Origin of the sequence: Streptomyces sp. P6-2-1 (assembly GCF_050613165.1) — a bacterium.
GTDB lineage: Bacteria > Actinomycetota > Actinomycetes > Streptomycetales > Streptomycetaceae > Streptomyces.
The window spans coordinates 4,563,104-4,587,918 of sequence record NZ_CP192513.1; the positions used below are offsets into that span (position 1 = coordinate 4,563,104).

Genomic DNA, 24,815 nt, shown 5'->3' on the forward strand with positions numbered 1-24,815 from the left:
ACGAGCCGGCGCGAAGAAGGGCGGGCCCGATGACGAGCCGTCCCACCGCCCACCTGGCCCACCTGGCCGAGGAGGAGCACAAGCGCGCGCGGGCCAGGAACCGCCGCGAGACCATGCTGATCATCGGAGCGGGCCTCGGCGGCCTCTCCACAGGCGTCTACGCGCAGCTCAACGGCTACCGTTCCCGCGTCCTGGAGATGCACGAGATCCCCGGCGGCTGCTGCACCGCCTGGGAGCGCGGCGACTACACGCTCGACGCCTGCGTCAGCTGGCTGCTCGGCAGCGGCCCCGGCAACGAGATGCACCAGATCTGGCTGGAACTCGGCGCCCTCCAGGGCAAGGAGGTCCGCCACTTCGACGTCTTCAACGTCGTACGCGACACCGACGGGCGCGCGGTCTACTTCTACTCCGATCCCGACCGCCTCCAGGCCCACCTCACGGAGATCTCGCCCGCCGACGCCCGCCACATCAAGGGCTTCTGCGACAACCTCCGTTCCTTCCGCAAGGCCCTCGCCGTCTACCCCTTCCTCAAACCGGTCGGGCTCATGGGCCGCGTCGAGCGGATGCGGATGCTCGCCGGGTTCCTGCCGTACTTCAACGCGGTCCGCAAGACGATCTCGGTCCTCATGCGGGACTACGCGGAGAAGTTCCAGAGCCCCTTGCTGCGGCGGGCGTTCAACTACGTCCTCTACGAGCGGCACCCCAACTTCCCCGTCCTGCCGACCCACTTCCAGATGGCCTCGCACGCCAACCTCTCCGCGGGCGTCCCCGAGGGCGGCTCGCTCGGCCTCGCCCGCTCCATCGAGCAGCGGTACCTGCGGCTCGGCGGCGAGGTCTCGTACAACACGAAGGTCGAAGAGGTCCTGATCGAGGGGGACAAGGCCGTCGGGGTGCGGCTGAGCGACGGGACCGAGCTGCGCGCGGACATCGTCGTCGCCGCCTGCGACGGGCCCACGACGATGCGCTCGCTGCTCAAGGGCCGCGACCTCGGTGCGGAGTACGAGCGCCTCTACACCGACACGATCGAGAAGCCCGGCATGGTCTTCCCCGGGTACGTGACGCTCTTCCTCGGCCTCACGCGCGAGTTCCCCGAGGCCGACCCCTGCACGACGTACCTGCTCGACGACGAAACGGCCGCGAAGCTCACCGGCATCCGGCACTCCAGCATCAACGTCCAGTTCCGCGACCGCCATTACCCCGAGCTGTCGCCGCCGGGCACGAGCGTCGTCTACGCGACGTACTTCTGCGACATCGCGCCGTGGCGCGCGCTCGACGAGGGCCCCGAGCAGCGCACCCGCCGCAGGGGCGGCGAGCGGCTGCACACGCTGCCGGTCAAGCACGGGCGCGGCTACTACGCGGCGAAGCACCAAGTGCGGGACACGCTCGTGGAGTTCCTGGAGGAGCGCTTCCCCGGGCTGCGCGAGTCCATCGCCGTGAAGGACGTGTCGACGCCGCTCACGCAGGTCCGCTACACGGGCAACTTCGACGGGACGGTGCTGGGCTGGCAGCCGTTCGTCGAGAGCGGCGAGACGCTGGAGGAGCTGATCAAGAAGTACGGGCCCGGGGTCCCCGGGATCGGGAACTTCTACCAGTCCGGGGTCTGGGCCACGACCGGCGGCCTCATCCGCGCGGCCGCCGCCGGGCGGCACGTCATGCAGTTCGTGTGCCGCGACGACGCCAAGGAGTTCACGGCGTCCGTGGACACGCACGGGCCGCTGCCGACGCACCGCGTCATCCCGGTGGGGCCGAGGGTGCCGGGCCCCGGGGCGGGACCAGGGGAGGCCGGGCCCGTGCGCGTACCCGAGAAGCTCGCGCCGCAGAAGGAGAAATCACGGTGAAGATCAGCAAGTGGGTCGTCCGCGAGCACGTCAAGGGCACCCCTGACGTCTCGCGCGTCTACGCGCGCGTGGAGGAGGACATCTGCACCGACCTCGCCCCGCACCAGATGCTCCTGCGCACGCGGTACGTCTCGGTGGACCCGTACCTCCAGGGCATCGCGCTCGACACGCCGCTCGGTGAGCACATGGGCGCCGACTCGATCATGGAGGTCATGGAGGCGGGGCCCGAAGCCCCCTTCCAGGAGGGCGAGCTGCTTCAGGGCTTCGGAGGCTGGCGCACCCACCTGGTGAGCGACGGGAAACCCGAGCTGTGGAAGACGGGGACCTTCCCGATGGTCTTCCCCGCGTACCGGAGGCTGCGGCCCGAGTGGTACGACGAGGGGCTGCCGCTCCCGACGGCGCTCGGCGCGATGGGCGGGCCCGGCATGACCGCGTGGGGCACGCTCAGCAAGTTCCTGGAGGTCCGCCCGGGGCAGACCGTCGTGGTCAGCGGCGCTTCGGGCGGCGTCGGCACGCTCGCCGGACAGCTCGCCGGGCTCGCGGGCGCCCGCGTCGTCGGCACGACGTCGAGCCCGGCGAAGCGCGAGTACCTGCGCGGAATCGGCTTCGACGAGGTCGTCCTGTACCGGCACGGCGACAGCCCCGACGAGGTCCGCGAGGCCCTGGAGGCCGCCGCTCCCGACGGCGTCGACCGCTACTTCGACAACCTCGGCGGAGCCGTCACGGACACCGTCTTCTCGATGCTCAACGTGGACAGCAGGGTCGCGGTGTGCTGGCAGTGGGCGACGCAGGTGGGCCGCGAGGCGACCGGGCCCCGCCTGTTCCCCTACATCATGTTCCCGCGCACGACGATCCGCGGGATCTTCTCCATCGAGTGGTTCACGGACGAGAACTGGGCGGCGCTGCACGAGGAACTGGGCGGCCGCATCCGGCGCGCCGAGATCGTGAGCGACCAGACGGTGTACGAGGGCTTCGACGCGATCCCGGAGGCGTACGGGAGCCTCTACGGGGCGCGCGCGGCGAACCGGGGGAAGGTGCTGGTGAAGTTGTGAGCGGCACACGGCGGGGGGAGCGGGGGCCGCCGGGGCGTCCGTCCGCGTACGGCAGCAGTACGGCAGCAGTACGGCCGCCCGCCCACGGTCGCCCGTGCACCGCGTACGGCCGCCCGCGTACCGCGTACGCCCGCCCGGTCGCGCGGTACAGCCGCCCGGCCGCCCCCCCGCCCCGTCCCCTCCCCGGAAGGTCGCCGTGACCAGCACCACCCCCGCAGCCCCCGCCCCGGCGGAGCTGCCGCCCATGCACCGCATCCCGAGAGAGCCCTGCGCGGCCCCCTACCTCGTCCCCCTGCCCGAGGGCGCTTCGGCCTGGCGCGTGAGCAGGTACGCCGATGTGCGCGAGCTGCTCGGCGACACGAACTTCACGCGGGCCGGGCTCTACGCCGACGAGTACCAGGACCGGTCGGCGGAGGGCGGCATCATCGGCGACCGCGACCTCCTCTTCAACCAGGACGGCCCCGAGCACCTGCGGCTGCGCCGCACGGTCGGGCGGGCCTTCACGCCACGCGCGGTGGCCCGCTGGGAACCGTGGATCACGACGACGGTCGAGGAGCTGATCGAAGGACTCGCCCGGCGCGACGGCCCCTTCGACCTGATCCCCGGACTGGCCCGCGCCCTGCCGGTGACCGTCATCACGCGGCTCCTGGGGCTCGAAGGGGACGCCTGGGAGCGGATCGGCCACTGGAGCGACCTCGCGTTCACGGACGGGTCCCACTCGCAGGCCGAACTGACCTCCGGACTCACCGAGTTCGCCCAGTTCGGCGGCGAACTGCTCGCGCTGCGGCGGAAGAACCCGGGCGAGGACCTGGTGAGCGGCATCGTGACGGCGGCGGACGCCGAGGGGGACATCCCCGAGGCCCAGCTCGTGCGTCTGGTCTGCGGGATGGTGGTGGGCGGGCACGACAGCACCATGACGACGCTCGGCAACGTCCTCCTCTACCTGCTGACCGAACGCCGCGCCGACTGGCCACGCCTCGCCGACCCCGCGGCGGCGGGACTCGCCGCCGACCGGCTCCTGCACACCGTCGCGCTCGGCGAGGGCCCGGGGAGCCTGCGCCGCTGCCACGCCGACACCGAACTCGGCGGCGTCCGCATCCCGGCGGGCGCGCTGGTCGTCGCCGACTACGTCGCGGCCAACCGCGACCCCGAGGTCTTCCCGCCCGCCGACGCCGACGACCTCTTCAGCGAACTCCCCGCCCCCACCCTCGCCTTCGGCGGCGGCCCGCACTACTGCATGGGCGCCTGGCTCGCCCGCCTCGAACTGCGCACCGCCCTCCACCGCCTCGCCACCCGCCTCCCGGGGCTGCGGCTCGTCCCCGGCGACGGGGGAGTGGAGTGGCGGCTCGGGACGAGGTCACGCGGGCCGAAGAGGCTGATGGCGGTGGGCTGACGCGGGCCCGCCGGGGTGCGGGGACACGCCCGCCTCGCGGCCGGGGCAGGCGGACACGCCCGCCTCGCGGCCGGGGTGCGGGGCGGCGTTCGCCGCGTGGCCCCGGTGCGAAGCGGGCTCCGCCGTGTGGGCCGGTTGCGCGGGGGCGCCTGCCTCGGTGCGGGTACGGGGCGGAGCCTGCCGTCCGCGTCGCCCGCCCCCTGTCCCCCGTACCGCCGCCCACGCCCCCGCCGCCGCCAGCGGGGGCAGCGTGTAGCCCAGCCACGGGCGGGAGCCGTCGGCCAGGTGGCCCGCCGCCGTCGCTCCGGCCGATGAACCGGCGAGGATCGCGGTGACCGCCCAGCTCATGGCCTCCGTCAGACGACCGGCGGGGACGTGGCCGTGCAGCGCGTTCATGGCCGTGATCATCACGGGGGCCGTCGCCGTGCCGATGAGGAGCAGCGCGGGACCCAGGGGCCAGGCCGCGCCCGTCGACCTCGCGCACAGCGGCGGGAGCAGGAGCAGCGCCGCGAGGAGGGCGAGGCAGCGGTCGAGCCGCAGAGGTCTCCCGTACGCGCCGAGAGCGAGCCCCGCGAGGCCCGAGCCCGCCGCCTGGACGCCGAGCAGCAGCCCGGCGGCGCCCCCCGTACCGCTCACCGTCGTCACCTCCAGGGCCCCGAAGATCACGCCCGTGCCCGCGAAGCAGCACAGGAGCGGCGCGAGTCCCCGCCACGGCAGCCGTCCCGCCGCCCGCCCCGCGCGCGGCGCGGGCTGCGCGTTCCCGCCCGACGCCACGAAGGCGAGCGTCCCGCCGAGGAGCAGCCCTGCCGCGGTGAGCAGCCCGGCAGCGGGGGTGAACGAGGTCGCGAGGAGCACGGCGAGCACGGGGCCGAGCGTGTAGCAGAGTTCGTCGATGACCTGCTCCAGGGCGTTGGCCGCGCCCTTCAGGGGGGAGCCTCCCGGTCCTCGCAGCAGGTGCGCCCACCGCGCCCGCGCCATCGCGCCCGTGTTGGGTGCGCAGCCGAGGAGCGCGTACGTCGCGACGTACGTCCACACCGGGGCCCCGTACCGTACGCACAGCACGAGCCCGAGCAGCCCGAGCGCGGCGAGTGCCGCGGCCCACGGCGCCACGCGCCGCTGCCCGTACCGGTCGGTGAGCCGCGCGGTGCACGGTCCCGCGAGCGCCGTCGCGAGCAGCCCCGTGGCCGACACGGCGCCCGCGAGCCCGTACGAGCCGTGCGCCCGCGCGACGAGCAGCACGGTGCTCACGCCGCACATCGCGGCGGGGAGCCGCGCGACGGCCCCGGCGGCGGTGAAGAGGCGCGCGGCGGGCAGGGCGAGCAGGGCGCGGTAGGGGGCCCACGGCGGGGCGCCCCGGAAGAGGATCGGCATGTTCCCAGGCTCAAGGCACGGCCCGCGGCGGGTCCAACACTTCTTCGGCGCCCCATTCACCGCTCGGGGTTGTCAATGGAGGCGCGTGACCGGCTAGGTTCACGCCGTGCCTCCCCAAGACGACATCCCGCCGCGCCTGTTGCGCGCCTTCCTCGCCGTCGCCGAGGAACTCCACTTCACCCGCGCGGCCGCGCGGCTCTACCTCGCCCAGCAGGCACTGAGTCGTGATGTGCGGCGCCTGGAGCGGGAGTTGGGCGCTCAGCTGTTCGTGCGCTCCACGCGCAGCGTCGTGCTCACGCCCGAGGGCGAGCGCCTCGTCCCGCTCGCCCGCCGCGTCCTCGACGCGCACGAGGGGCTCCGCGCCGCGTTCGCCGTGCCCGGCCCCCTCCTCGTCGACGTCAACAGCCCCGGCCTGCTGGGCGAACGCGTCGTCGCGCACGCGCGCGCCCTCGGGACGCCCGGCGGGGAACTCGTCGTGCGGTACGAGAGCGGGCTGACCCACGCGGCCGCCGAGATCCACGCGGGCCGCATCGACGCCTCCTTCGGCCGTTTCGCCGGGCTGCCGCCCGCGCTCGCCGCCGGGCTCGCCCAGCAGCCCGTCGCCTACGAGCGCATGGGCGTCGTCCTCCCCGCGGGCCACCCCCTCGCCCCTCTCGCCGAGGTGCCCGTCGCCGCCCTCGCGGGCGAGGAGGTCTACGCGGGCGCCGGGAATGCCCGTACCGCCGAATGGACCGCGCTGGCCGAGGAGTTGTTCGCTCCGCACGGCGTCAGGCTCGCGCCGCCCGCGCCGCTCGTCGTCGGTGAGGCCGAGTTCGCGCGGGTCATGGCCGAGAAGGGGCGGCCCGTGCTCTCCGTGACCGGGCTGCCCGCCCTCGCGGGGAGCGTGCTGCGGCCGCTCGTCGAGCCCGTACCGCTCTCGCCCGTCTCGCTCGTGTGGCGCGCGGGGCGGCGGCATCCGGGCCTCGACGCGCTGCGCGCGGCGGCGAGCGCGCTCGCGGAGGCCGAATCATGGCTCATCCGCCCATCTTTCGCATGGCTTCCGCTCAAAGATGCACTCATCATGATGAGTCCCGCACGAGAGGCAGTTTGACCACGAGTCAACGCGTTACCTTGCTCCTCCGGGCGCGGTGGGACAAATGGGGGGCGCGCGGACCGGGTGGGGGCCCGGTCCGGTGAGCGGCGGCGTCCGGGTCGCCCGCGCACCCGTACCAGCTCAATGGGGGAAGTGCGCACATCGTGGAAACTTGGCGAGAAGACGTCACCACGGGACGTAGTCACGAGCCGCAGGGCGTGACCGTCGATCTCGACAGCCTCGGCCGCCGCTCGGCGGACCTTCCGGCGCAGGACGGCTCCGGCCCCGGTCCAGGACAGGGCGAGGGCGGTGCCGACGGCCCCGTCTTCGTGGACGCTTCGGGCCGTCGCGGCCGCCGCTACCGCAGGCTCGGGCTCGGCCTCGGGCTCGCCTGCGGTGCCTACGCGGCCGTCATCTGCGCCACGCTCGTCTCGGGCAACTCGGACGCGCCCTGGCTGCCGCTGCCGCAACCGGCCGCGAAGGCCCACGCGGACAGGGTCAAGCCCTCGCCGCCGCCGAGCGCGGACGCATCGGACGCTTCGGGCCGCGCGGGTACGGGCGCGGGCGCGGTGGCAGACGGCGCCCCGCCCGCGCTCCCCGCCTCCCTCGTCCCCGGCCTGCCGGGGCGTACGGGACTGCCGGGGCTGCCGGGCACGCCGGGCATCCCCGGCATCCCGAGGCTGCCGGGCGCGGGCACGGCGCCCGGCACACCCGAAGGGACCGGGCCGTCCCCCGGCGGCGGCGCGTCGCCCGGCGCGGGCACGCGGCCCGGCGGCGGCACGGGCACGGGCCCCGGCTCGGGCGGTACGAAGCCGGGCCCCGGCACCGGCAGCGGCGAGCCGGGCACGGGCCCGGGCGGTACGGACCCGGGCCCCGGCACGGGTACGGGCGCCGAGCCGGGCGGCGGCACGGGGAGCACCGACCCCGGCACGGGCCCCGGCCCCGGCGCCACGGACCCGGGCCCCGGCACGGGCACGGGGGGCACGGACCCCGGCGCAGGCCCGGGCGGCGGTACGGGCGGCGGTACGGGTGGCGGTCAGAGCCCGGACCCCGGCGAGACCGGCGGCACCTCGCCCCAGACCGGCGGCGAGACCCCGCTCCCCGAGCCTCCGGCGCCGGGCGAGGGGCAGGGCACACCCCGCGAGGGCACCCCGGGCCCGGACGACCCCGGCACGGGCGGCGCGGGCGGGACCGGCGGCGCGGGGGAGGCGGGCACGCCGGGACCGACAACGGCGCCCACGCGCACGCCGACAGCGGCGGCCTGAGAGCGGGCGCGCGGGCGCGCGGGCGCCCGGCGCCGTAAAGGTCTGCGGGCGGCAGCCCACGCCGTACCGGCTTGCGGGCAGCAGCCCAGGGTTGCCGCCGTGCCCTCCCCTGCGCGCCCGGCCCCCGCACCCCGCCCGGGCGGCCCTGCCCGCCTTCGCCCGTCCCCGCCCGGAAGGCCCCTGCCCGCCCTCCCCGTCGTCACCCCGTTCATCTCCCCCTCCCCGAAGGGCCGTTCACCGTCATGGCCAACCGTTCCCGGCCACCGCGTCCCCGCGCGGGCGCCACCCGTTCCCCCGGCCGCGCCCGCGCGGCCAAGGGCACCCGTTCCCGCCCCGCCTCCCCTCGCGGACGCCGCAGACGCGGCCTCCCGCTCCGCCGCCTCCTGCCCGGCCTCTTCCTGTGCGCCGTCGTCGCGATGCTCCTGCTGCGCGGCTACGTGCACAGCGAGATCATGGCCGACCACCGGGTACGGCCCGAGGCGGCGACCGGCAAGGTGCCGGAGAAGATCCTCGACGGCGGCCCGGTCATCGACACGCGCGACGGCAAGGAGACGTCGCTGCGGATACCCGACCACCGCATCGTCCTGACCTTCGACGACGGCCCCGACCCGACCTGGACGCCCCGCGTGCTCGACGTCCTCAAGCGGCACCACGCGCACGCCACGTTCTTCGTCACGGGCACGATGGCCTCGCGCTACCCCGCGCTCGTGCGCCGCATGGTCGCCGAGGGCCACGAGGTCGGCCTGCACACCTTCAACCACCCGGATCTCTCGTACCAGTCGAGAACCCGCATCGACTGGGAGCTGTCGCAGAACCAGCTCGCGCTCGCCGGAGCGGCCGGCGTCCGCACCTCGCTCTTCAGGCCCCCGTACTCCTCCTTCGCCGACGCGATGGACGACAGGTCCTGGCCGGTGGCCGAGTACATCGGCTCGCGGGGCTACTTGACCGTCGTCAACAACAACGACAGCGAGGACTGGAAGCGGCCGGGGGTCAGGACGATCATCGCCAACGCGACCCCGAAGAAGGCGGGCGAGGGCGCCGTCGTCCTCATGCACGACTCGGGCGGCAACCGTGCCCAGACCCTCGCCGCACTCGGCCGCTACCTGCCCGAACTCCAGGGCAGGGGCTACAAGTTCACCAACCTCACCGAGGCGCTCGGCGCCCCCAGTGCCCTCGCCCCCGTGAGCGGCCCCGACCTGTGGAAGGGGCGCGCCTGGATCTGGCTCGTCGCCGCTTCCGACAGCGTCACCGGCATCCTCGTGGCGTGCCTCGCCGTCACGGGCAGCCTCGTCATCGCCCGTTTCGCCCTCATGCTCCTGCTGTCCTTCGCGCACGCGCGCCGCACCCGCCGCCACGCCTTCGCGTGGGGCCCGCCCGTCACGGAACCCGTCACGGTCCTCGTGCCCGCGTACAACGAGGCCAAGTGCATCACCGCGACGGTCACGTCGCTCGCCCGCAGCGAGCACCCCGTCGAGATCATCGTGATCGACGACGGCTCGACCGACGACACGGCGGGCATCGTCGAGCGCCTCGGCCTCCCCGGCGTCCGCGTCGTGCGGCAGCGGAACGCGGGCAAACCGGCCGCGCTCAACCGGGGCATCGCGCACGCCTCGCACGACATCATCGTGATGATGGACGGCGACACCGTCTTCGAGCCCGCGACCGTCCGCGAACTCGTACGGCCCTTCGGCGACCCGCGCGTCGGCGCGGTCGCAGGCAACGCCAAGGTGGGGAACAGGGATTCCCTCATCGGCGCGTGGCAGCACATCGAGTACGTCATGGGCTTCAACCTCGACCGCCGCATGTACGACATGCTGCGCTGCATGCCGACGATCCCCGGTGCCGTCGGCGCCTTCCGCCGCGACGCGCTCACCCGCGTCGGCGGCATGAGCGAGGACACACTCGCCGAGGACACCGACATCACGATGGCGCTCCACCGCGACGGCTGGCACGTCGTCTACGCGGAGAAGGCCCGCGCCTGGACCGAAGCCCCGGAAACCGTCGCGCAGTTGTGGTCCCAGCGCTACCGCTGGAGCTACGGCACGATGCAGGCCATCTGGAAGCACAGGCACGCCGTCGTCGAGCGCGGGCCATCGGGCCGCTTCGGCCGCGTCGGCCTCCCGCTCGTCTCGCTCTTCATGGTCCTGGCCCCGTTGCTGGCCCCGCTCATCGACGTATTCCTCCTGTACGGGGTCCTGTTCGGGCCGACGGAGAGGACACTCCTCGCGTGGCTCGGCGTCCTCGCGATCCAGGCCGTGTGCGCCGCGTACGCCTTCCGGCTCGACAAGGAGCCGATGACGCACCTCCTCTCGCTGCCGCTCCAGCAGATCCTCTACCGCCAGCTGATGTACGTGGTCCTCCTCCAGTCCTGGATCACCGCGCTCACCGGCGGCCGCCTGCGCTGGCAGAAACTCCGCAGGACCGGCGTGCTCGACGCGGGCGGAACTCCGCGCGGCAAGGACCTCGCGGACCTGGCGGAGCCGCGCCCGGCCCGCGAGGGCCCACCGGGCACGCGGGGGCAGCGGGGAACGGACGGGAGCGAACGGAGGCCGGTGGCATGAGCGGGACCGACAGCAAGCCGTACGAGGACGGCGGCGGGACGCGTCCCCTGCCGGTGGCGGGCGGCGAGGCCGGGACCGTACGGCTGCCGTCCGCGCGGGAGCCCGGACCGGCGCCCGCACCAGCGCCCGCGCCCGCACCAGCGCCCGCACCAGCGCCCGCACCCGCACCAGCGCCCGCACCAGCGCCCGCGCCCGCGCCCGCGCCCGCGCCCGCGCCCGCGCCCGCGCCCGCGCCCGCGCCCGCGCCCGCACCCATGTCCCGCCCGGGGAGGGACCGTTACCTCGATCTCCTCCGTTCCGTCGCCCTCGTCCGCGTCGTCTTCTACCACGTCTTCGGCTGGGCCTGGCTCAGCGTCGTGTTCCCCTCGATGGGCGTGATGTTCGCGCTCGCGGGCTCGCTCATGGCCAGGTCGCTCGCGCGGCCCGCCGGGTCCGTGATCCGGGGCCGCCTGCGCCGCCTGCTGCCCCCGCTGTGGCTCTTCGCCGCGCTGCTCGTCCCCGCGATGCTGTACGCGGGCTGGCGCGCCCCGCGCGGCGAGGGCTTCGGCTGGTGGCTGCGCCTGGCCGCGTACGTCGTCCCCTTCGGGGCGCCCCCGTACCCCGAGAGCCTCGGCGCGGCGGGCGGCTGGCTGGAGCGGAGCTGGGCGGACGAGGCGGCGGGACCGCTGTGGTACCTGCGCGCCTACCTGTGGTTCGTGCTCGCTTCGCCGCTCCTCCTCAAGGCCCTGCGCCGCGCCCCCTGGCCGACGTTCCTCGCCCCCGTCGTGCTGACCGCCGTGATCGGGACGGGAGTGGTCACGATCCCCGGCGAAACGGGCCTGGCCCTCACCGACTTCGCGCAGTTCGGGAGCTGCTGGGTGCTGGGGATGGCCTACCAGGAGGGGCTGTCGCGGAAGGTGCCGCGCTACCTCGCCGTCTCGCTCTCCGCCTTCCTCATGGCCTTCGGCCTGTGGTGGGCGCTCGGCCACCCCGGGGACGACGGCGTCGATCTCAACGACATCCCGCTGGCGCAGGCCGCCTGGTCACTCGGCTTCACGGTGATCCTCTTCCAGTACGCCCCTCACTGGAGGACCCTCCCAGGACGCCTGGCCCGCCTCGACCGCTTCCTCACGCTGACCAACAACCGGGCGGTCACGATCTACTTGTGGCACAACCTGCTCATCCTCGCCACCGTTCCTGTCGTCGACCTCCTGTGGCGTCTCCCTGCGGCGGACGGCGCCTTCGGGAGCTTCCTCGGCGACTCGTACGCGTGGTGGATGTTCCTGGCCGTCTGGCCGCTGCTCGCACTGGCGATCGTGCTCGTGGGGTGGGTCGAGGACGTGGCCGCGAAGCGGCGGCCGAGGCTGTGGCCGGACGGGAGGCGGCGCGCGTAGCGCCCGGGCGCGCCCACGCCCGCGCGCGCCCACGCCTCGGCCACCGGGGCGGACTCCGTGGTGGTCCGCCCCGGTGGCCGGGGCCGTTCTCGGGCGGGCGGCGGTGCGTTCCCGCGCGGGTGCTCAGCCCTTGCGGACCGAGAGCACCTGCGTGTTGGTGAACTCCAGCATCCCGTCGACCCCGTTCTCGGTGCCGATGCCGGAGGCCTTGTGGCCGCCGAAGGGGAGCGTGGGCGAAGGCCGCTGGCCCTCGTTGATCCACACGGTGCCGGTGTCGATACGGGCCGCCACGGCCTCCGCGGCCGCGAGGTCGCGGCCCCACACGGTGCCCCCGAGCCCGTACTCCGAGTCGTTCGCGCGGCGCACGACCTCGTCGGTGTCGCGGAAGCGGAGCAGCGGCACGACCGGCCCGAAGGGCTCCTCGGTCACGATCTCGGAGTCGTCGGCCGGGTCGTCGACGACGCTCGGGTGGATGAAGTACCCGGGACCTTCCGGTATCTCGCCCTTCACCAGGAACTTCGCCCCCGAGGCGGCCGTCCGCTCGATGAGCGCGACGACCTTCTCGTACTGCGCGCGGTTCTGCACCGGGCCGAGCTGCACGCCCTCCCGCGTGCCGGGCCCGACGACGGCCGCGCGGGCCGTCTCGGCGAAGCGCGCGGCGAAGGCGTCGTAGATGTCCTCGTGCACGTAGATCCGCTTGGCCGCGATGCAGATCTGGCCGCTGTTGCCGAACGCGGTCCAGAAGACCTTCGGCGCGACCTCGTCCACATCCACGTCGGGCAGCACGATCGCCGCGTCGTTACCGCCCAACTCCAGCGTGACGCGGGCGAGGTGGGCGGCGGCGGAGGCCATGACCCGGCTGCCGGTCGCGGTGGACCCGGTGAAGGCGATCTTCGCGATGCCGGGGTGGGCGGAGACCTTCGGGCCGAGGCTGTCGCCGCCGCTGACGGTGTTGAGCACCCCGGCGGGAACGACGTCGGCGAGGAGTTCCCCGATGCGCAGCGTCGTGAGCGGCGTGTACGGGGACGGCTTCACGATCATCGTGTTGCCCGTGAGCAGCGCCGGGCCGACCTTCCACATCATGAGGTTGACCGGGAAGTTCCACGGCACGATGCCCGCGACGACCCCGAGCGGCACGCGGCGCACCCGCACGCGGTGCGTCTCGGTCTCGGTCAGTTCCTCGGCCGGGTAGTCGAGCCCTGCGAAGGCGTCGAGCCAGGCGGCGGCGCCGTTGATCTCGCCCTTGGCCGCGGCGAGCGGCTTGCCCTGCTCGCGGGTGAGCAGCGCGGACAGCTCGTCCGCGTGCTCGCGAAGGACGCCCGCGATGGCCCGTACGACCTCGCGGCGCCCCTCCAGCGGGGTGTCGCGCCAGGCGGGGAAGGCGGACGCGGCGGCGTCGACGGCGGCCTGGAGTTCGGCGTCGCCGGCGTCGGGGACGCGGCCCGCGAGCTGCTCGGTGGCGGGGTCGAGCACGTCGAGCGCGGGGGACGTGGTGCTCTCGGCGCCGACGAGGCGGCCGCCGATGAGCAGGGAGAAAGTGGACTGCTGTGTCATGCGGGGTGGTGCTCCCTGAGTGGGGTCCCGGTGCGGGGGTGTCCCGGCGCGGGGCGGTGGGGTGAGTGGTGAAGCGATGCGACGGAGAGCCGGTGGGCCGGAGGCCGGTGGGCCGGTGGGCCGGCCGGGGTCGCGGGGCGGCCGGGGGCGCGGGGCGGCCCGGGCCGGCGAAGCGGCGCGGGTCCGCCGCGGGCGGGCGGCGCCCGGTCAGCTCAGGTCGGTGACGACCACGCGGGCCGTCGACCCGTCCTTGAGGGCCTCGTACCCGGCGTCGATCTCGTCGAGCGGGATGGTCTTCGAGATGAGGTCGTCCAGGTTGAGACGGCCCTGGAGGTAGAGGGAGGCGTACATCGGGATGTCGCGCTTCAGGTGCGAGGAGCCCATGACGACGCCCTGCACCTTGCCCGCGCTCGCGATCGCGCCGAGTCCGGGCACGTCGATCCCGCCCGTCGGGTGGATGCCGACGAGGTAGAGGCCGCCGCCCAGGCCGAGCATCTCCCAGCCCTGCCGCGTGACCGGCCGCGCCCCGACGAAGTCGAAGACGTGGTCCGCACCGCCGCCGGTGATCTCCTTGACGGCCGCGACGGGGTCGCTCGTACGGGAGTTGACGGTGTGCGTGGCGCCGAAAGCCTTGGCGCGCTCCAGCTTCCCGTCCTCGATGTCCGTGACGATGATCTTCTCGGCGCCCGCGAGCTTGGCACCGCTCAGCGCGTTCATGCCGACGCCGCCCGCTCCCATGACGACGACGGACTCACCGGTCTGCACGTTCGCGCTGTTGAGGACGGCACCCGCGCCGGTGAGGACACCGCAGCCGAGCAGCGCGGCCGGGGCCCACGGCATCTCGCGCGGGATGACGGCGAGCTGGTTCTCGTGAATGAGCGCCTGCTGCGCGAAACCGCCCAGTCCGAAGCCCTGGTTGATCGGTTCGCCGCCGAGCGTGAGCCGGGCGGGCTGCTCGGGGGTGCGGAGCGTGAAGCTCTTGTTCCGGCAGATGTACGTGCGCCCCGCGAGGCAGTTCACGCAGTTGCCGCAGAACTGGATGAGGCTGCCGACGACGTGGTCGCCGGGGGCGATCGACGTGACGTCGGGGCCGACCGCGGTGACGACCCCGGCCACCTCGTGCCCGAGCACGGTGGGGAAGGGGGCGCCCAGGGGCGTCGTCGCCCAGGTCAGGTCGGAGTGGCAGAGCCCGGAGGCGCGGACGTCGACCTTGACCTCGCGGCCGATCGGCGCGGCCAGCTCGACCTCCTCGACGGAGAATCCCTTGCCCTGCTCCCTGGTGACGGAAGCCTTGATGACGGTGCTCTTCGTGCCGGTGCTCTTCGTGCCGGTGCTCTTCGTGCCGGTGGTGTTCATGCCGGTGGTGCTTCTTTCTCGAACGGTGCGGACCGCGCGCGCGTCGGCGGGCGCGTGGTCGTGGGGGTGTTCCCCCGGCTCGGACGGCAGTGGGCGCGGAGCGGCTGTGGGTCGTTCCCGCTCCCCGGTCATCCAGTCGGGCAGCAGCGCGAGGACGGTGGAGGTGAGCAGCTCGATATCGCGCGGCGCGGGCTCCTGGAGCCACGTGGCGAGCACGCCGAGCGTCCCGTAGCCGACCTTCCGGCTCGCCACGCGCAGCATGAAGGCGTCGTGGCCGAGGTGCGGGGGCAGCAGCTCGGGGCGGGCGGTGAGCAGGGCGGCGATCGTGCGGGAGATGTGCTCGGCGACGAAGCGGGACAGGGCGTGCCCGTTCCCGCCGACCACGTTGCACGTGTAGAGCGAGGCGTGCGCGTCCACGTGCGCGGCCAGGGCGCGGAACGTCGTCCGTGCCGCGGCCGCGACGTCCCCGCCGGGCCGCGCCGCGACGTCGACGAAGCCGGCGCGCAGGGCGTCGTACTCCTCGGCGAAGGCGGCGCGCAGCAGGGCCGCGGGGTCGGTGGCGTGGTGGTAGAAGGTGGCCCGGTTGATGCCCGCCGCTTTGGCCAGCTCGGTCACGGACACCTCTTCGACGGGCCGCAGCGACGCCGCTTCGAGCACCGCGTCCCGCAGCCGCCGCCTGGTGCGCAGCGCGCGGGGGTCGGCGGGGGGAGCGGGGACCTCGTTGTCGTCCATGTCCTCGACGGTACGACGCGGGAAGTATGTAAACAACACTTGTCGCATAGATTTTTTCGACACGTGTCGCATAGCCGGAGGATCGACGGAAAGTGCTGGTGGACGGCGTGAAGGCGGTCCTGCGGAGGGTGCCCGCTCAAGGGGCGACGGCGTACGGGACCGGCCCGGGGCGGGCGGCACACGTCCCGCGGGGAGGGAACCTGCGCCCCGCCCGAGCCACTCCGCCATGAGCTGTCGTTCGCCGTCCGTCAGCACGGTCACCTGCGGGAGGAGCGCGCGCAGGGTGACGGCCGCGCCCGCGGGCCCGGGGGCGGCGGAAGCGGGGGCTTCCGTCGTGAGCGCGGCGATGACCGTTTCCCTGGTGAGGTCGGAGGCCGTGAGGTCGCGCCGCTCCTCGGGGAGGGCGATCAGCGCGAGCGCGGTGCCGCTGCCCGCGCCCTGGAGGACGCGCGTCGCGTGCTCCTCGGGGACGCGCGGGCGGCCCGCCTCGGCGACGCGGCGGACGTACGCGGAGGGGTGCGCGAAGGCGGCCTCCGCGGCGGGCGCGCCGCCGCGACCCGGCCGGGCGTCCCCGTGCATCAGGCAGTACAGGGCCGGATTGACCGGCGCGAAGGAGATGTTCAGCCCCCGGCCCTCGTGCGGGCCCTCCACGGGATCGTCACTCGGGGCGACTGCCGCTTCGTTCCTGAATGCGCCGCCCACCCGTGCGCCGCCACCGCGTCCAGCAGGCCCTGTTCGTCCCGAACAGGCGGTGGAGCGTGGGTGCCTGGACACCGGCGTCGGTGCTGACGGCCCGTGTGGAGACGGTGTCCCGCCCGCCCTTCTTGAGCAGTTCGAGCGCGGCGGCGAGCACCCATTCCCTGTGCCTCTCCGTCGTGGCGGACTGCGCGGTGTCCCTGTCTCCCACGCCAACGGAGCCTTGCTTCCGGGCCGCCGTATACGCTGGTGGCGGTCGCGGTGCCCGCGTTCGGCAGGCGGGCGCGCTCCCCGGCGCAGGGCCGGGGGACCGGACGGCGAGGAACGGCGGCATGGGGAGCAGCGGTACGGATCGGGCGCGCGCTCAGGGGCGGGCGGCGCCGCTGACCGGCTTCACCGTCGCCGTCACCGCCGACCGCAGGGCCGAAGACCTCCTCGCTCTGCTCCGCCGCCGCGGCGCCCACGTCCTGCACGGCCCGGCGATGCGGACGGTCCCGCTGGAGGACGACGCGGAACTACGGCAGGTGACCGAGGAGTTGATCGCGGCCCCGCCCCACATCGTCATCGGCACCACGGCGGTCGGGCTGCGCGGCTGGTTCGCGGCGGCCGAGGGCTGGGGAGTGGGTACGGGGCTGCACGAAGCGCTGCGCGGTGCACGCGTCCTGGCGCGCGGGCCCAAGGTGAAGGGCGCCCTGCGGGCCGCCGGGCTCACCGAGGAGTGGTCGCCCGCGTCCGAGTCGGTGGCCGAAGTCCTTGACCACCTGCGGTCGTTCGCGCTGCGCGGCGCGCGCGTCGCGGTCCAGCTCCACGGCGACCCGCTGCACGACTTCCGTACGGCCCTGACCGAGGCCGGAGCCGACGTCCTCGCCGTCCCCGTCTACCGCTGGCTGCCGCCCGAGGACCCCGCCCCGCTCGACCGCCTCGTCGACGCCGTCCTCGCGGGCACCGTCGACGCGCTCCCCTTCACGAGCGCCCCGGCGGCGCTCGCCCTCATCGCCCGCGCGCAGGAGCGAGGCGTGAGAGACCAACTCCTGCGCGCGCTCAGGGAATCCGTCCTCGTCGCCTGCGTCGGCCCCGTGACGGCCGCCCCGCTCCAGGCCCTCGGCATCCCGACGGTGGCCCCCGACCGCTTCCGCCTCGCGCCCCTCGTGGACGTCCTGTGCGAAGAACTCCCCGCCAGGGCGCCTGACTTGCCCGTGGCCGGGCATCTCCTCTCGGTACGGGGCGACGTGGCGCTCATCGACGGTGACCCCCGCCCGCTCCCGCCCGCGAGCGCCGCCCTCCTGCGCCGCCTCGCGGAGCACCCCGGTCGCGTCGTCCCCCGTGCCGAACTGCTCCGGGCCCTCCCGGGAACGGGCGCCGACCCGCACGCCGTCGACGCCGCGATCAGCCGCCTGCGCACCGCACTCGGGACCCCCGGCCTCGTCCAGACGGTCGTGAAGCGCGGCTACCGCCTCGCGCTCGCTTCGTAAGGGCACCCGCTCCGGGGCCCGCTCCCGGGCCCGCTCCAGGGAAGAACCGCCCGCGCGCGGCGCGGACGCGCCTGCGCGGCCACCGCGTCCTCGCGTACGAAGCGCGAACGGCCTCCTGGCCGCCGCTCCGCGTGGCGGGCGGGCCCCCAGGGCGGCCCCCCGCCCTCGCACGGTCCGCCTTCACCGACCCCGAAGCGGCCGCGGCACCGCACCGCACCGCCGCGGTCCGAGGCGAGACCCGGTGGGCCAGGCCCCCGCGCCCCGTAGCCACAGCCGTGCCCCGTAGCCACAGCCGTGCCCCCGTAGCCACAGCGATCCCGGACGCCCGCCTTCGTCGGGGCGGCGCACGGCGCGAGGGCAGGCACCCCCTCGCACCCGGGCGGGCGGGCCCCGGTCCGGGCGGGGGGGGTACGGGCGCGAGGCGCTCCCCCCACCCCCGTACGCCCCGGCCCGGCACCCTTGCGCCCCCCGCCCTCTTCCCGTACGCCCCCGCCCCCGGCACCCTGGTGTCGCGCACCCCCCGCTGGCCCCCACCCCCTCGGCGGTGAGACGAACATGTCGCTGCTTCCCGTGGCCCCCGCGCCGTTCCGGTACGACGCCGGGCGGCCCTGTCTGGACCTGCTCGCGACCGGGCACCCCGTCGAACGGCTCGTGACGGGCGAGGACGTGGTCGGCTGGAGCGTGGGCGCGGGGCTGCTCCCCGCACGCGGGCCGCTCCCGCAGCCGCAGCCGCACTGGGCGGCGGCGGTACGGGAGGTGCGGGGCCACCTCGGCCGCCTCCTCGACGCGAGCCTCGCGGGCCGCCGCGCCCCGCTCTCCCTCGACCGCCTCAACGCGACGGCCCTCGCCGCGCCCCCCGTCCCGCAGGCCGTCCGCGCCCGCGACGGCCGCCTCGTCGCGGCCCTCCACTGCGCCCCCACGCTCTCCGCCCTCCTCTCCCTCCTCGCCCGCGACACCCTGACCCTCCTGACGGACCCCGCCCGCACGGCGCTCCTGCGTCGGTGCGACGGCGAGGGCTGCCCCCTCATCTACCTCGACACCTCGCGCGGCCAGCGCCGCCGCTGGTGCTCCAGCGAGACCTGCGGCAACCGCGAGCGCGTGGCCCGCCACCGCCGCCGTACCGCGGCGGGGGCCCCGCCCCCGCACCCCCGCTCCCAGAACCCACCCGCGCCGAAATCCAGCCCCTCCGGCCCTTGAGGAGCGGGGTGCGGGGCGGAGCCCCGCACGAGGCCCGCCCCGCGGACAGCCGCACCCGTGCGAAGACGCGAGCCCCCTCCCGCCCCCCACCGGGAGTGCCGTACGGTGGACGGCTGCTCAGCACCACCAGAAGGGGGCCTCCGTGGCCGATACACGCGACCACGAGATCAGCGTCGAACAAGCGCACCTCGACCGCGCCTACCGCCGTCTCCTGGAGAAGATCGACGAGGCCGAGTTCCTGATGCGCGACGCGGCCAAGCTCGGCCACGTGGGCACCCCCGGCGCCCTCGCGGAGCGCGACGCGCAGGTCCACAGGGCCGGTGTCCACCTCAACCGCCTCAACAACGAGTTCGAGGACTTCGTCTTCGGCCGCATCGACCTCCTCGCGGGCAAGGACGGCAAGAAGGGCCCCGACGGGGCCTACACCGCCGTCGAGGTCGCCGAGAACGCCATCACGCCCGACAACACGGCCGACATCGCGGAGACGCTGCACATCGGCCGTATCGGCGTGCTCGACACGGACTACAGCCCCCTCGTCATCGACTGGCGCGCCCCCGCCGCCGCCCCCTTCTACCGTTCCACGCCCGTCGCCCCCGGCCGGGTCGTGCGCCGCCGCGTCATCCGCTCCAAGGGCCGCCGCGTCCTCGGCGTCGAGGACGACCTCATGCGCCCCGAGCTGACCGCCTTCCTGGACGGCGCGCCGCTCCCCGCCGTCGGCGACGGCGCGCTCATGGCCGCGCTGGGCCGCTCGCGCGGCCACGCGATGCACGACATCGTCGCCTCGATCCAGGCCGAGCAGGACATGGTCATCCGCGCCCCCGCCGCCTCCGTGACCCTCGTCGACGGCGGTCCCGGCACCGGCAAGACGGCCGTCGCGCTGCACCGCGCCGCGTACCTCCTCTACCAGGACCGCAGGCGGTACGCGGGCGGCATCCTCATCGTCTCGCCGACGCCGCTCCTCGTCGCGTACACGGAGGGCGTCCTGCCCTCGCTCGGCGAGGAGGGCCAGGTCGCGATCCGCGCGCTCGGCGACCTCGCGGACGACGCGGCGGGCCCCGGCGGCGCGACGGCGTACGACTCCCCGGCCGTCGCGCGTGTGAAGGGCAGCGCCCGCATGGGCGGCGTCCTGCGCCGCGCGGCCCGGGGCGCGCTCGACCTGCCGGTGGCCGGTCCCCCTTCGGGTACGGACCAGGACGGGGCGGAGGGACAGCTCACCTTCGACACCCCGGGCCGCTCCGCCGCGCCCCCGGAGCGGCTGCGCGTCGTCGCCTTCGGCCGCCGCATCGAACTCGGCCCGGATGTGCTCAAGTCCGTCCGCCGAACGGCCCTTTCGGGCAGCGGCCCGATCAACTACCTCCGCCCGCGCGCCCGTCGGCTCCTCCTGGATGCCCTGTGGGAGCGCTCCGGGGGTGCGGACCGCCACAACGACCCGGAACTGGCCGCCGAGTTGAGGTCCGCCTTCGACGAGGACATCACCTCGGAGGACTCCTTCACGGAATTCATGGACGCCTGGTGGCCCGAGCTGAAGCCGCGTCGCGTGCTCGCGGCGATGGCTTCCGAACGGCGCCTCGGGCGCTGGTCCCGCAGGGTGCTCGACCAGGGCGAAGTGCGGCGCGTGGCCAGGTCGTTGCGACGCCTCGACCCGGAGACGGGCGAAGGTCAGCTCTCGGTCCACGACGTGGCGCTGCTCGACGAACTGCACGCCGTGCTCGGCGCCCCCGCGCGCCCCAAGCGCCCGCGCGCGTACGACGCGCTCGCCGAACTCACCGGCGTCGAGGAGCTGATGCCGCAGCGCGAGGAGAGCCGCCGCGAGCGCGCCGAACGGCTCTCGGCCGAGCGTACCGAGTACGCGCACGTCATCGTCGACGAGGCGCAGGACCTCACGCCGATGCAGTGGCGCATGGTCGGCCGCAGGGGCCGCCACGCGACCTGGACCATCGTCGGCGACCCGGCCCAGTCCTCGTGGCCCGACCCGGAGGAAGCGGCGGCGGCGCGCGACGAGGCGCTCGGCACCCGTCCCCGCCGCCGCTTCACGCTCACGGTCAACTACCGCAACCCCGCGGAGGTCGCCGCCGTCGCGAACCAGGTCCTGGCCCTCGCGATGCCCGGCACCGAACCCCCGCGCGCGGTCCGCTCGACGGGTCTCGCCCCGCGCTACGTCGTGGCGGCGGACCACGGCGGCCTGGCGGCCACGGTGCGCGCCGAGACGGAACGGCTGCTCGGTGAGGTGGAAGGCACGATCGGCGTGGTGGTCGCCATGAACCGCCGTGCGGAGGCGGCGAGTTGGCTGTCCGGCCTGGGTCCCCGCGTCGTGGCCCTGGGCAGCCTGGAGGCGAAGGGCCTGGAGTACGACGCGACGCTGGTCGCCGCCCCGGCCGAGATCGCCGAGGAGTCGGTGGTGGGCCTGCGCGTCCTGTACGTGGCCCTGACCCGCGCGACCCAACGCCTCACGGTCGTGGCGGGCGACCGCGACGCCCCGGACGAGAACGGAGTCCCCGACCTGCTGCGGGACTGACGGGCCCGGGGAGGGGCCCCGGCGCGCGCGGAACGTGCCCCCCTCGGTGATGAGGGGGGCACGGGTGCGCGCCGGGCCGCTCGTCGCCGAGGGGCGTAGCGCCGCGCCGCGAGACGCCTGCGCGATGCCTCAGCCGCCGCACCCGCAGGCCGTGGCGGTCGGCGCGCCCTCGGCCTTCGGCCGGTCGGCGGGGCAGGTGCCTGCCGTGCCGGGCGCGGGACTCCCGCCCCTCTGCGGGGAGTCGGCCTTGACGACGTAGACCTCCCACGGTTCCTTCCCCGGGCCGTGGACCCAGACCTTGTCCTGGAGGGCGTAGCAGCAGGAGGTGTCGTTCTCCTCGAAGGTGGCGAGCCCCGCGTTCTTGAGCCGGTCGGTGGCGGCGGTGACGGCGCCGGTGGACGCGACCTCCACGCCGAGGTGGTCGATGCGGGTGTCCTGGCCGGGCTCGCCCTCGACGAGGACGAGCTTCAGCGGCGGGTCGGTGACGGCGAAATTGGCGTAGCCGGGGCGCCGCTTGGCCGGTTCGACGCCGAACAGCCGGGAGTAGAAGGTCACCGAGGCTTCGAGGTCGGCGACGTTCAGCGCGAGCTGGACACGGGACATGGCGGTTCTCCCCGAGGGGTTGATTCGATGTCTGTCGATGCAAGCTTGTGCCCTGGATCGAAGACTGTCAATATAGAAGCATGTCGAAACAAGAACTCCCGGTGCTCGGCCAGGACGGTGCCGAGGACTGCTGCCCGAGGCTGCTGGCCACGCCGCTGGACGAGGCGCGCGCCTTCGAACTGTCCCGGGTGTTCAAGGCGTTGGGTGACCCGGTGCGGCTGCGGCTGCTGTCGATGATCGCCTCGCGCGCGGGCGGGGAGGTGTGCGTCTGCGACCTCACCCCGGCTTTCGACCTGTCGCAGCCGACGATCTCGCATCACCTGAAGCTGCTGAAGCAGGCCGGGCTCATCGCCTCCGAACGGCGCGGGACCTGGGTGTACTACCGCCTGCTGCCGCACACGACCGACCGCCTCGCCGCGCTCCTCACCCGCCCCGCCGGAGAATCACCGCCCACGACGACGCCCGCCGGAGAACCGCTGCCCGCCGCGCCCGCCGGAGAGCGCCCGCCCGCGACCGCGCCCACCGGGGCGGCGTCGTGAGTGCCGGGGCGGCGCCCGCGCCGGTCGCCGGGCGGCTGTCGTTCCCCGACCGCTTCCTCGCGGTGTGGATCGTGCTGGCGATGGCGGCCGGACTCGGCTTGGGCAGGCTCGTGCCCGGCCTCGGGGACGCGCTGGCGCGGGTGACCGTCACCGGCGTCTCGCTGCCGATCGCGCTCGGCCTGCTCGTCATGATGTACCCGGTCCTTGCCAAGGTCCGCTACGACCGGCTCGGCGCCGTCACCCGCGACCGCCGCCTCCTGGTGACATCCCTGCTCCTCAACTGGCTCGTCGGTCCTGCCCTGATGTTCGCGCTCGCCTGGACCTTCCTGCCGGACCTGCCCGAGTACCGCACCGGCCTGATCGTCGTCGGGCTCGCCCGCTGCATCGCGATGGTCGTCATCTGGAACGACCTCGCGTGCGGGGACCGCGAGGCCGCCGCCGTCCTGGTCGCCCTCAACTCCCTTTTCCAGGTCCTCGCTTTCGCCGCGCTGGGCTGGTTCTACCTCTCCGTGCTGCCGGGGTGGCTCGGCCTGGAGCGGACCGCGCTGGACGTGTCGGTGTGGGAGATCGCCCGCTCCGTGCTGATCTTCCTCGGCATCCCGCTGCTGGCGGGCTTCCTCACCCGCCGCCTCGGCGAACGGGCCCGGGGCCGCACCTGGTACGAGACGCGACTCGTCCCCCGGATCGGGCCGTTCGCCCTGCTCGGGCTGCTGTTCACCATCGTCGTGCTCTTCGCGCTCCAAGGCGATGCCATCACCTCCCGGCCGCTGGACGTCGCGCGGATCGCGCTGCCCCTGCTGGTCTACTTCGCGGTCATGTGGGCCGGGTCCATGTCCGTGGGCCGCGCGGTCGGGCTCGACCACCCCCGGGCGACGACGCTGGCCTTCACCGCCGCGGGCAACAACTTCGAGCTGGCGATCGCCGTGGCCATCGCCACCTTCGGCGCGACCTCGGGCCAGGCGCTCGCCGGAGTCGTCGGCCCCCTCATCGAGGTGCCCGTCCTGATCGGCCTCGTGTACGTCGCCCTCGCCACCCGCCGCTTCTTCCCTCCGCCCGCGCACCCGGCCGGGTCGGCGGCCGCCCGACCGGAAGGCCCCGCCCGTGCCTGAGACCAAGCCCTCCGTGCTCTTCGTGTGCGTCCACAACGCGGGCCGCTCGCAGATGGCCGCCGCGTTCCTGACCCACCTCTCCGGGGGCCGCGTCGAGGTCCGCTCCGCCGGGTCCGCCCCCGCCGCCTCGGTGAACCCCGTCGCCGTCGCGGTCATGGCCGAACGCGGCATCGACCTCTCCGCCGAGATCCCGAAGGCGCTCACCACCGAGGCCGTCCGGGCATCCGATGTCGTGATCACTATGGGGTGCGGGGACACCTGCCCCGTGTTCCCCGGCAGGACGTACCGCGACTGGCCGCTCGACGACCCGGCCGGCCAGGGAATCGAGGCGGTCAGGCCGATCCGCGACCGGATCGAGCGACTCGTCCGCGATCTCCTCGCCGAGATCCTGCCCCGCTGACCACGCGCGGGGACGGTCTGTCTTCTCGTGACCGGCCGTTCCCGGAGTCGCACCGGGCGGACCTCGGCGGCGCGGGCTCAGGGCTCTCGGGCCAGGACCCGGGGCACCGTTCCGCCGAGCCCTGCGGCTGTCCCTCGGGACGGACCGGTCGCAACGCCTCCACGAGATCCCGCGTCACCGCGTACGGCTCCCACGCGTACCCGTTCCACCGCCGCACGGCCCTCGGCTCCCCGGCCGCACATGCGCCCCCCCGCCTCGTCCGACACCACCACCCTGAGCAGCCCCACCCGCGCGTCCCGCCGCGCGGCCCACTCGGCAAGCGGCGCCTCCTCCTCACCCGTCCGCCCGAGTCTGTCCCACACGGGCCGGACCGGCGATCCCTCTCAGGGGTGACGCCCCGTCGCCCGCTCCTCGCACCGCTCGGCGAGTCGCCGCACCCCGGTCGCCGGCAGCCGGATGTGCGCGAAGCGCTCCCAAGCGGGGGCGGCGCGGTTCGGCACTGGGCCGTTCCGGGTGACGAGCGGCGCCTGCTGGACGCCATCTCCGCTTCGGAAGGGTCCACCCGGCAGCCCGCACGGGCGGTCACTCAGCGTCACTCGGAAAAACCCCGGGCACCGGGAATTGCCCCGCCCCCAGGCTTTGTTACCTTGGACGTGGCACCGGTTCGATCCAAGCCCCCGGGCCCAACCATAGGCGCTTCGAGCGCCCACTTGCCGC

General features: G+C 74.7%; 19 protein-coding genes. 13 read left to right on the plus strand and 6 right to left on the minus strand.

Annotation, left to right across the window (positions count from 1 at the left end; all coding sequences use genetic code 11):
- Positions 1-113 precede the first annotated feature (113 nt).
- From ACQYWQ_RS19580 to ACQYWQ_RS19590, 3 genes are all read left to right on the plus strand, one after another.
- Positions 114-1,838, plus strand: coding sequence for a phytoene desaturase family protein (locus ACQYWQ_RS19580; RefSeq protein WP_431039259.1), 1,725 nt, complete (start codon positions 114-116; stop codon positions 1,836-1,838).
- Positions 1,835-2,890 carry an MDR family NADP-dependent oxidoreductase gene (locus ACQYWQ_RS19585; protein ID WP_431036220.1) on the plus strand — a complete coding sequence of 352 codons (1,056 nt, stop codon included), beginning with the start codon at positions 1,835-1,837 and terminating at the stop codon, positions 2,888-2,890. The genes ACQYWQ_RS19580 and ACQYWQ_RS19585 overlap by 4 nt, the downstream gene beginning before the upstream one ends.
- A 244-nt stretch (positions 2,891-3,134) precedes the next feature.
- Positions 3,135-4,283, plus strand: a complete 1,149-nt coding sequence (locus ACQYWQ_RS19590; protein WP_431039260.1) for a cytochrome P450 — start codon at positions 3,135-3,137, stop codon at positions 4,281-4,283.
- On the opposite strand, the gene ACQYWQ_RS19595 is transcribed toward ACQYWQ_RS19590, so the two are convergent.
- The gene (locus ACQYWQ_RS19595) at positions 4,248-5,654 is read right to left on the minus strand and encodes an MFS transporter (protein WP_431036221.1); all 1,407 of its coding nucleotides are present in this window, start codon (positions 5,652-5,654) and stop codon (positions 4,248-4,250) included. The genes ACQYWQ_RS19590 and ACQYWQ_RS19595 overlap by 36 nt on opposite strands.
- Positions 5,655-5,793: 139 nt before the next feature.
- On the opposite strand from ACQYWQ_RS19595, the gene ACQYWQ_RS19600 reads away from it, so the two are divergent.
- From ACQYWQ_RS19600 to ACQYWQ_RS19615, 4 genes are all read left to right on the plus strand, one after another.
- A complete protein-coding gene (locus ACQYWQ_RS19600) occupies positions 5,794-6,744 on the plus strand; it encodes a LysR family transcriptional regulator (RefSeq protein ID WP_431039261.1) in 951 nt (316 codons plus the stop codon).
- A gap of 146 nt (positions 6,745-6,890) precedes the next feature.
- Positions 6,891-7,991, plus strand: a complete 1,101-nt coding sequence (locus ACQYWQ_RS19605) for a translation initiation factor IF-2 (protein ID WP_431036222.1) — start codon at positions 6,891-6,893, stop codon at positions 7,989-7,991.
- Between the two features lie 242 nt (positions 7,992-8,233).
- On the plus strand, positions 8,234-10,552 hold the full coding sequence (locus ACQYWQ_RS19610; protein WP_431036223.1) for a glycosyltransferase: 2,319 nt from the start codon (positions 8,234-8,236) through the stop codon (positions 10,550-10,552).
- Positions 10,549-11,925 (plus strand): acyltransferase family protein, encoded by a 1,377-nt coding sequence (locus ACQYWQ_RS19615; protein WP_431036224.1) that lies wholly within the window; start codon positions 10,549-10,551, stop codon positions 11,923-11,925. Before ACQYWQ_RS19610 ends, ACQYWQ_RS19615 begins: the two co-directional genes overlap by 4 nt.
- Positions 11,926-12,048: 123 nt before the next feature.
- On the opposite strand, the gene ACQYWQ_RS19620 is transcribed toward ACQYWQ_RS19615, so the two are convergent.
- From ACQYWQ_RS19620 to ACQYWQ_RS19630, 3 genes are all read right to left on the minus strand, one after another.
- Positions 12,049-13,479, minus strand: a complete 1,431-nt coding sequence (locus ACQYWQ_RS19620) for an aldehyde dehydrogenase family protein (RefSeq protein ID WP_431036226.1) — start codon at positions 13,477-13,479, stop codon at positions 12,049-12,051.
- Positions 13,480-13,686: 207 nt separating this feature from the next.
- A complete protein-coding gene (locus ACQYWQ_RS19625) occupies positions 13,687-16,218 on the minus strand; it encodes a zinc-binding dehydrogenase (protein WP_431036227.1) in 2,532 nt (843 codons plus the stop codon).
- Between the two features lie 7 nt (positions 16,219-16,225).
- Entirely contained in the window at positions 16,226-16,474 is a 249-nt protein-coding gene (locus ACQYWQ_RS19630; RefSeq protein ID WP_431036228.1) for a TetR family transcriptional regulator, read from the minus strand.
- A 121-nt stretch (positions 16,475-16,595) separates the two neighbouring features.
- Between ACQYWQ_RS19630 and ACQYWQ_RS19635 the strand changes: the two genes are divergently transcribed.
- The 3 genes from ACQYWQ_RS19635 (at position 16,596) to ACQYWQ_RS19645 (ending at position 21,447) form a co-directional block, all read left to right on the plus strand.
- The gene (locus ACQYWQ_RS19635; RefSeq protein ID WP_431036229.1) at positions 16,596-17,735 is read left to right on the plus strand and encodes a uroporphyrinogen-III synthase; all 1,140 of its coding nucleotides are present in this window, start codon (positions 16,596-16,598) and stop codon (positions 17,733-17,735) included.
- 555 nt (positions 17,736-18,290) lie between these two features.
- Positions 18,291-18,932 carry a CGNR zinc finger domain-containing protein gene (locus tag ACQYWQ_RS19640; protein WP_431036231.1) on the plus strand — a complete coding sequence of 214 codons (642 nt, stop codon included), beginning with the start codon at positions 18,291-18,293 and terminating at the stop codon, positions 18,930-18,932.
- Positions 18,933-19,074: 142 nt separating this feature from the next.
- Positions 19,075-21,447, plus strand: coding sequence for a HelD family protein (locus tag ACQYWQ_RS19645; protein WP_431036233.1), 2,373 nt, complete (start codon positions 19,075-19,077; stop codon positions 21,445-21,447).
- Between the two features lie 129 nt (positions 21,448-21,576).
- Here the strand turns inward: ACQYWQ_RS19645 and ACQYWQ_RS19650 are convergent, their stop codons facing one another.
- On the minus strand, positions 21,577-22,050 hold the full coding sequence (locus ACQYWQ_RS19650) for an ArsI/CadI family heavy metal resistance metalloenzyme (RefSeq protein ID WP_431036235.1): 474 nt from the start codon (positions 22,048-22,050) through the stop codon (positions 21,577-21,579).
- A gap of 80 nt (positions 22,051-22,130) precedes the next feature.
- Here ACQYWQ_RS19650 and ACQYWQ_RS19655 point away from each other — a divergent pair, with 80 nt between their 5' ends.
- Genes ACQYWQ_RS19655 through ACQYWQ_RS19665 form a run of 3 tightly spaced genes read left to right on the plus strand, consistent with a single transcriptional unit; the run spans position 22,131 to position 24,098 of the window.
- Positions 22,131-22,589: an ArsR/SmtB family transcription factor gene (locus ACQYWQ_RS19655; RefSeq protein ID WP_431036236.1), complete on the plus strand. Its 459-nt coding sequence runs from the start codon at positions 22,131-22,133 to the stop codon at positions 22,587-22,589.
- The gene (gene arsB, locus ACQYWQ_RS19660) at positions 22,586-23,698 is read left to right on the plus strand and encodes an ACR3 family arsenite efflux transporter (RefSeq protein ID WP_431036237.1); all 1,113 of its coding nucleotides are present in this window, start codon (positions 22,586-22,588) and stop codon (positions 23,696-23,698) included. Before ACQYWQ_RS19655 ends, arsB begins: the two co-directional genes overlap by 4 nt.
- Complete coding sequence (locus tag ACQYWQ_RS19665; RefSeq protein WP_431036238.1) at positions 23,691-24,098, plus strand: arsenate reductase ArsC; 408 nt, start codon at positions 23,691-23,693, stop codon at positions 24,096-24,098. Before arsB ends, ACQYWQ_RS19665 begins: the two co-directional genes overlap by 8 nt.
- On the opposite strand, the gene ACQYWQ_RS19670 is transcribed toward ACQYWQ_RS19665, so the two are convergent.
- Entirely contained in the window at positions 24,031-24,639 is a 609-nt protein-coding gene (locus ACQYWQ_RS19670; RefSeq protein WP_431036239.1) for a DUF6087 family protein, read from the minus strand. The genes ACQYWQ_RS19665 and ACQYWQ_RS19670 overlap by 68 nt on opposite strands.
- Positions 24,640-24,815: the final 176 nt, after the last annotated feature.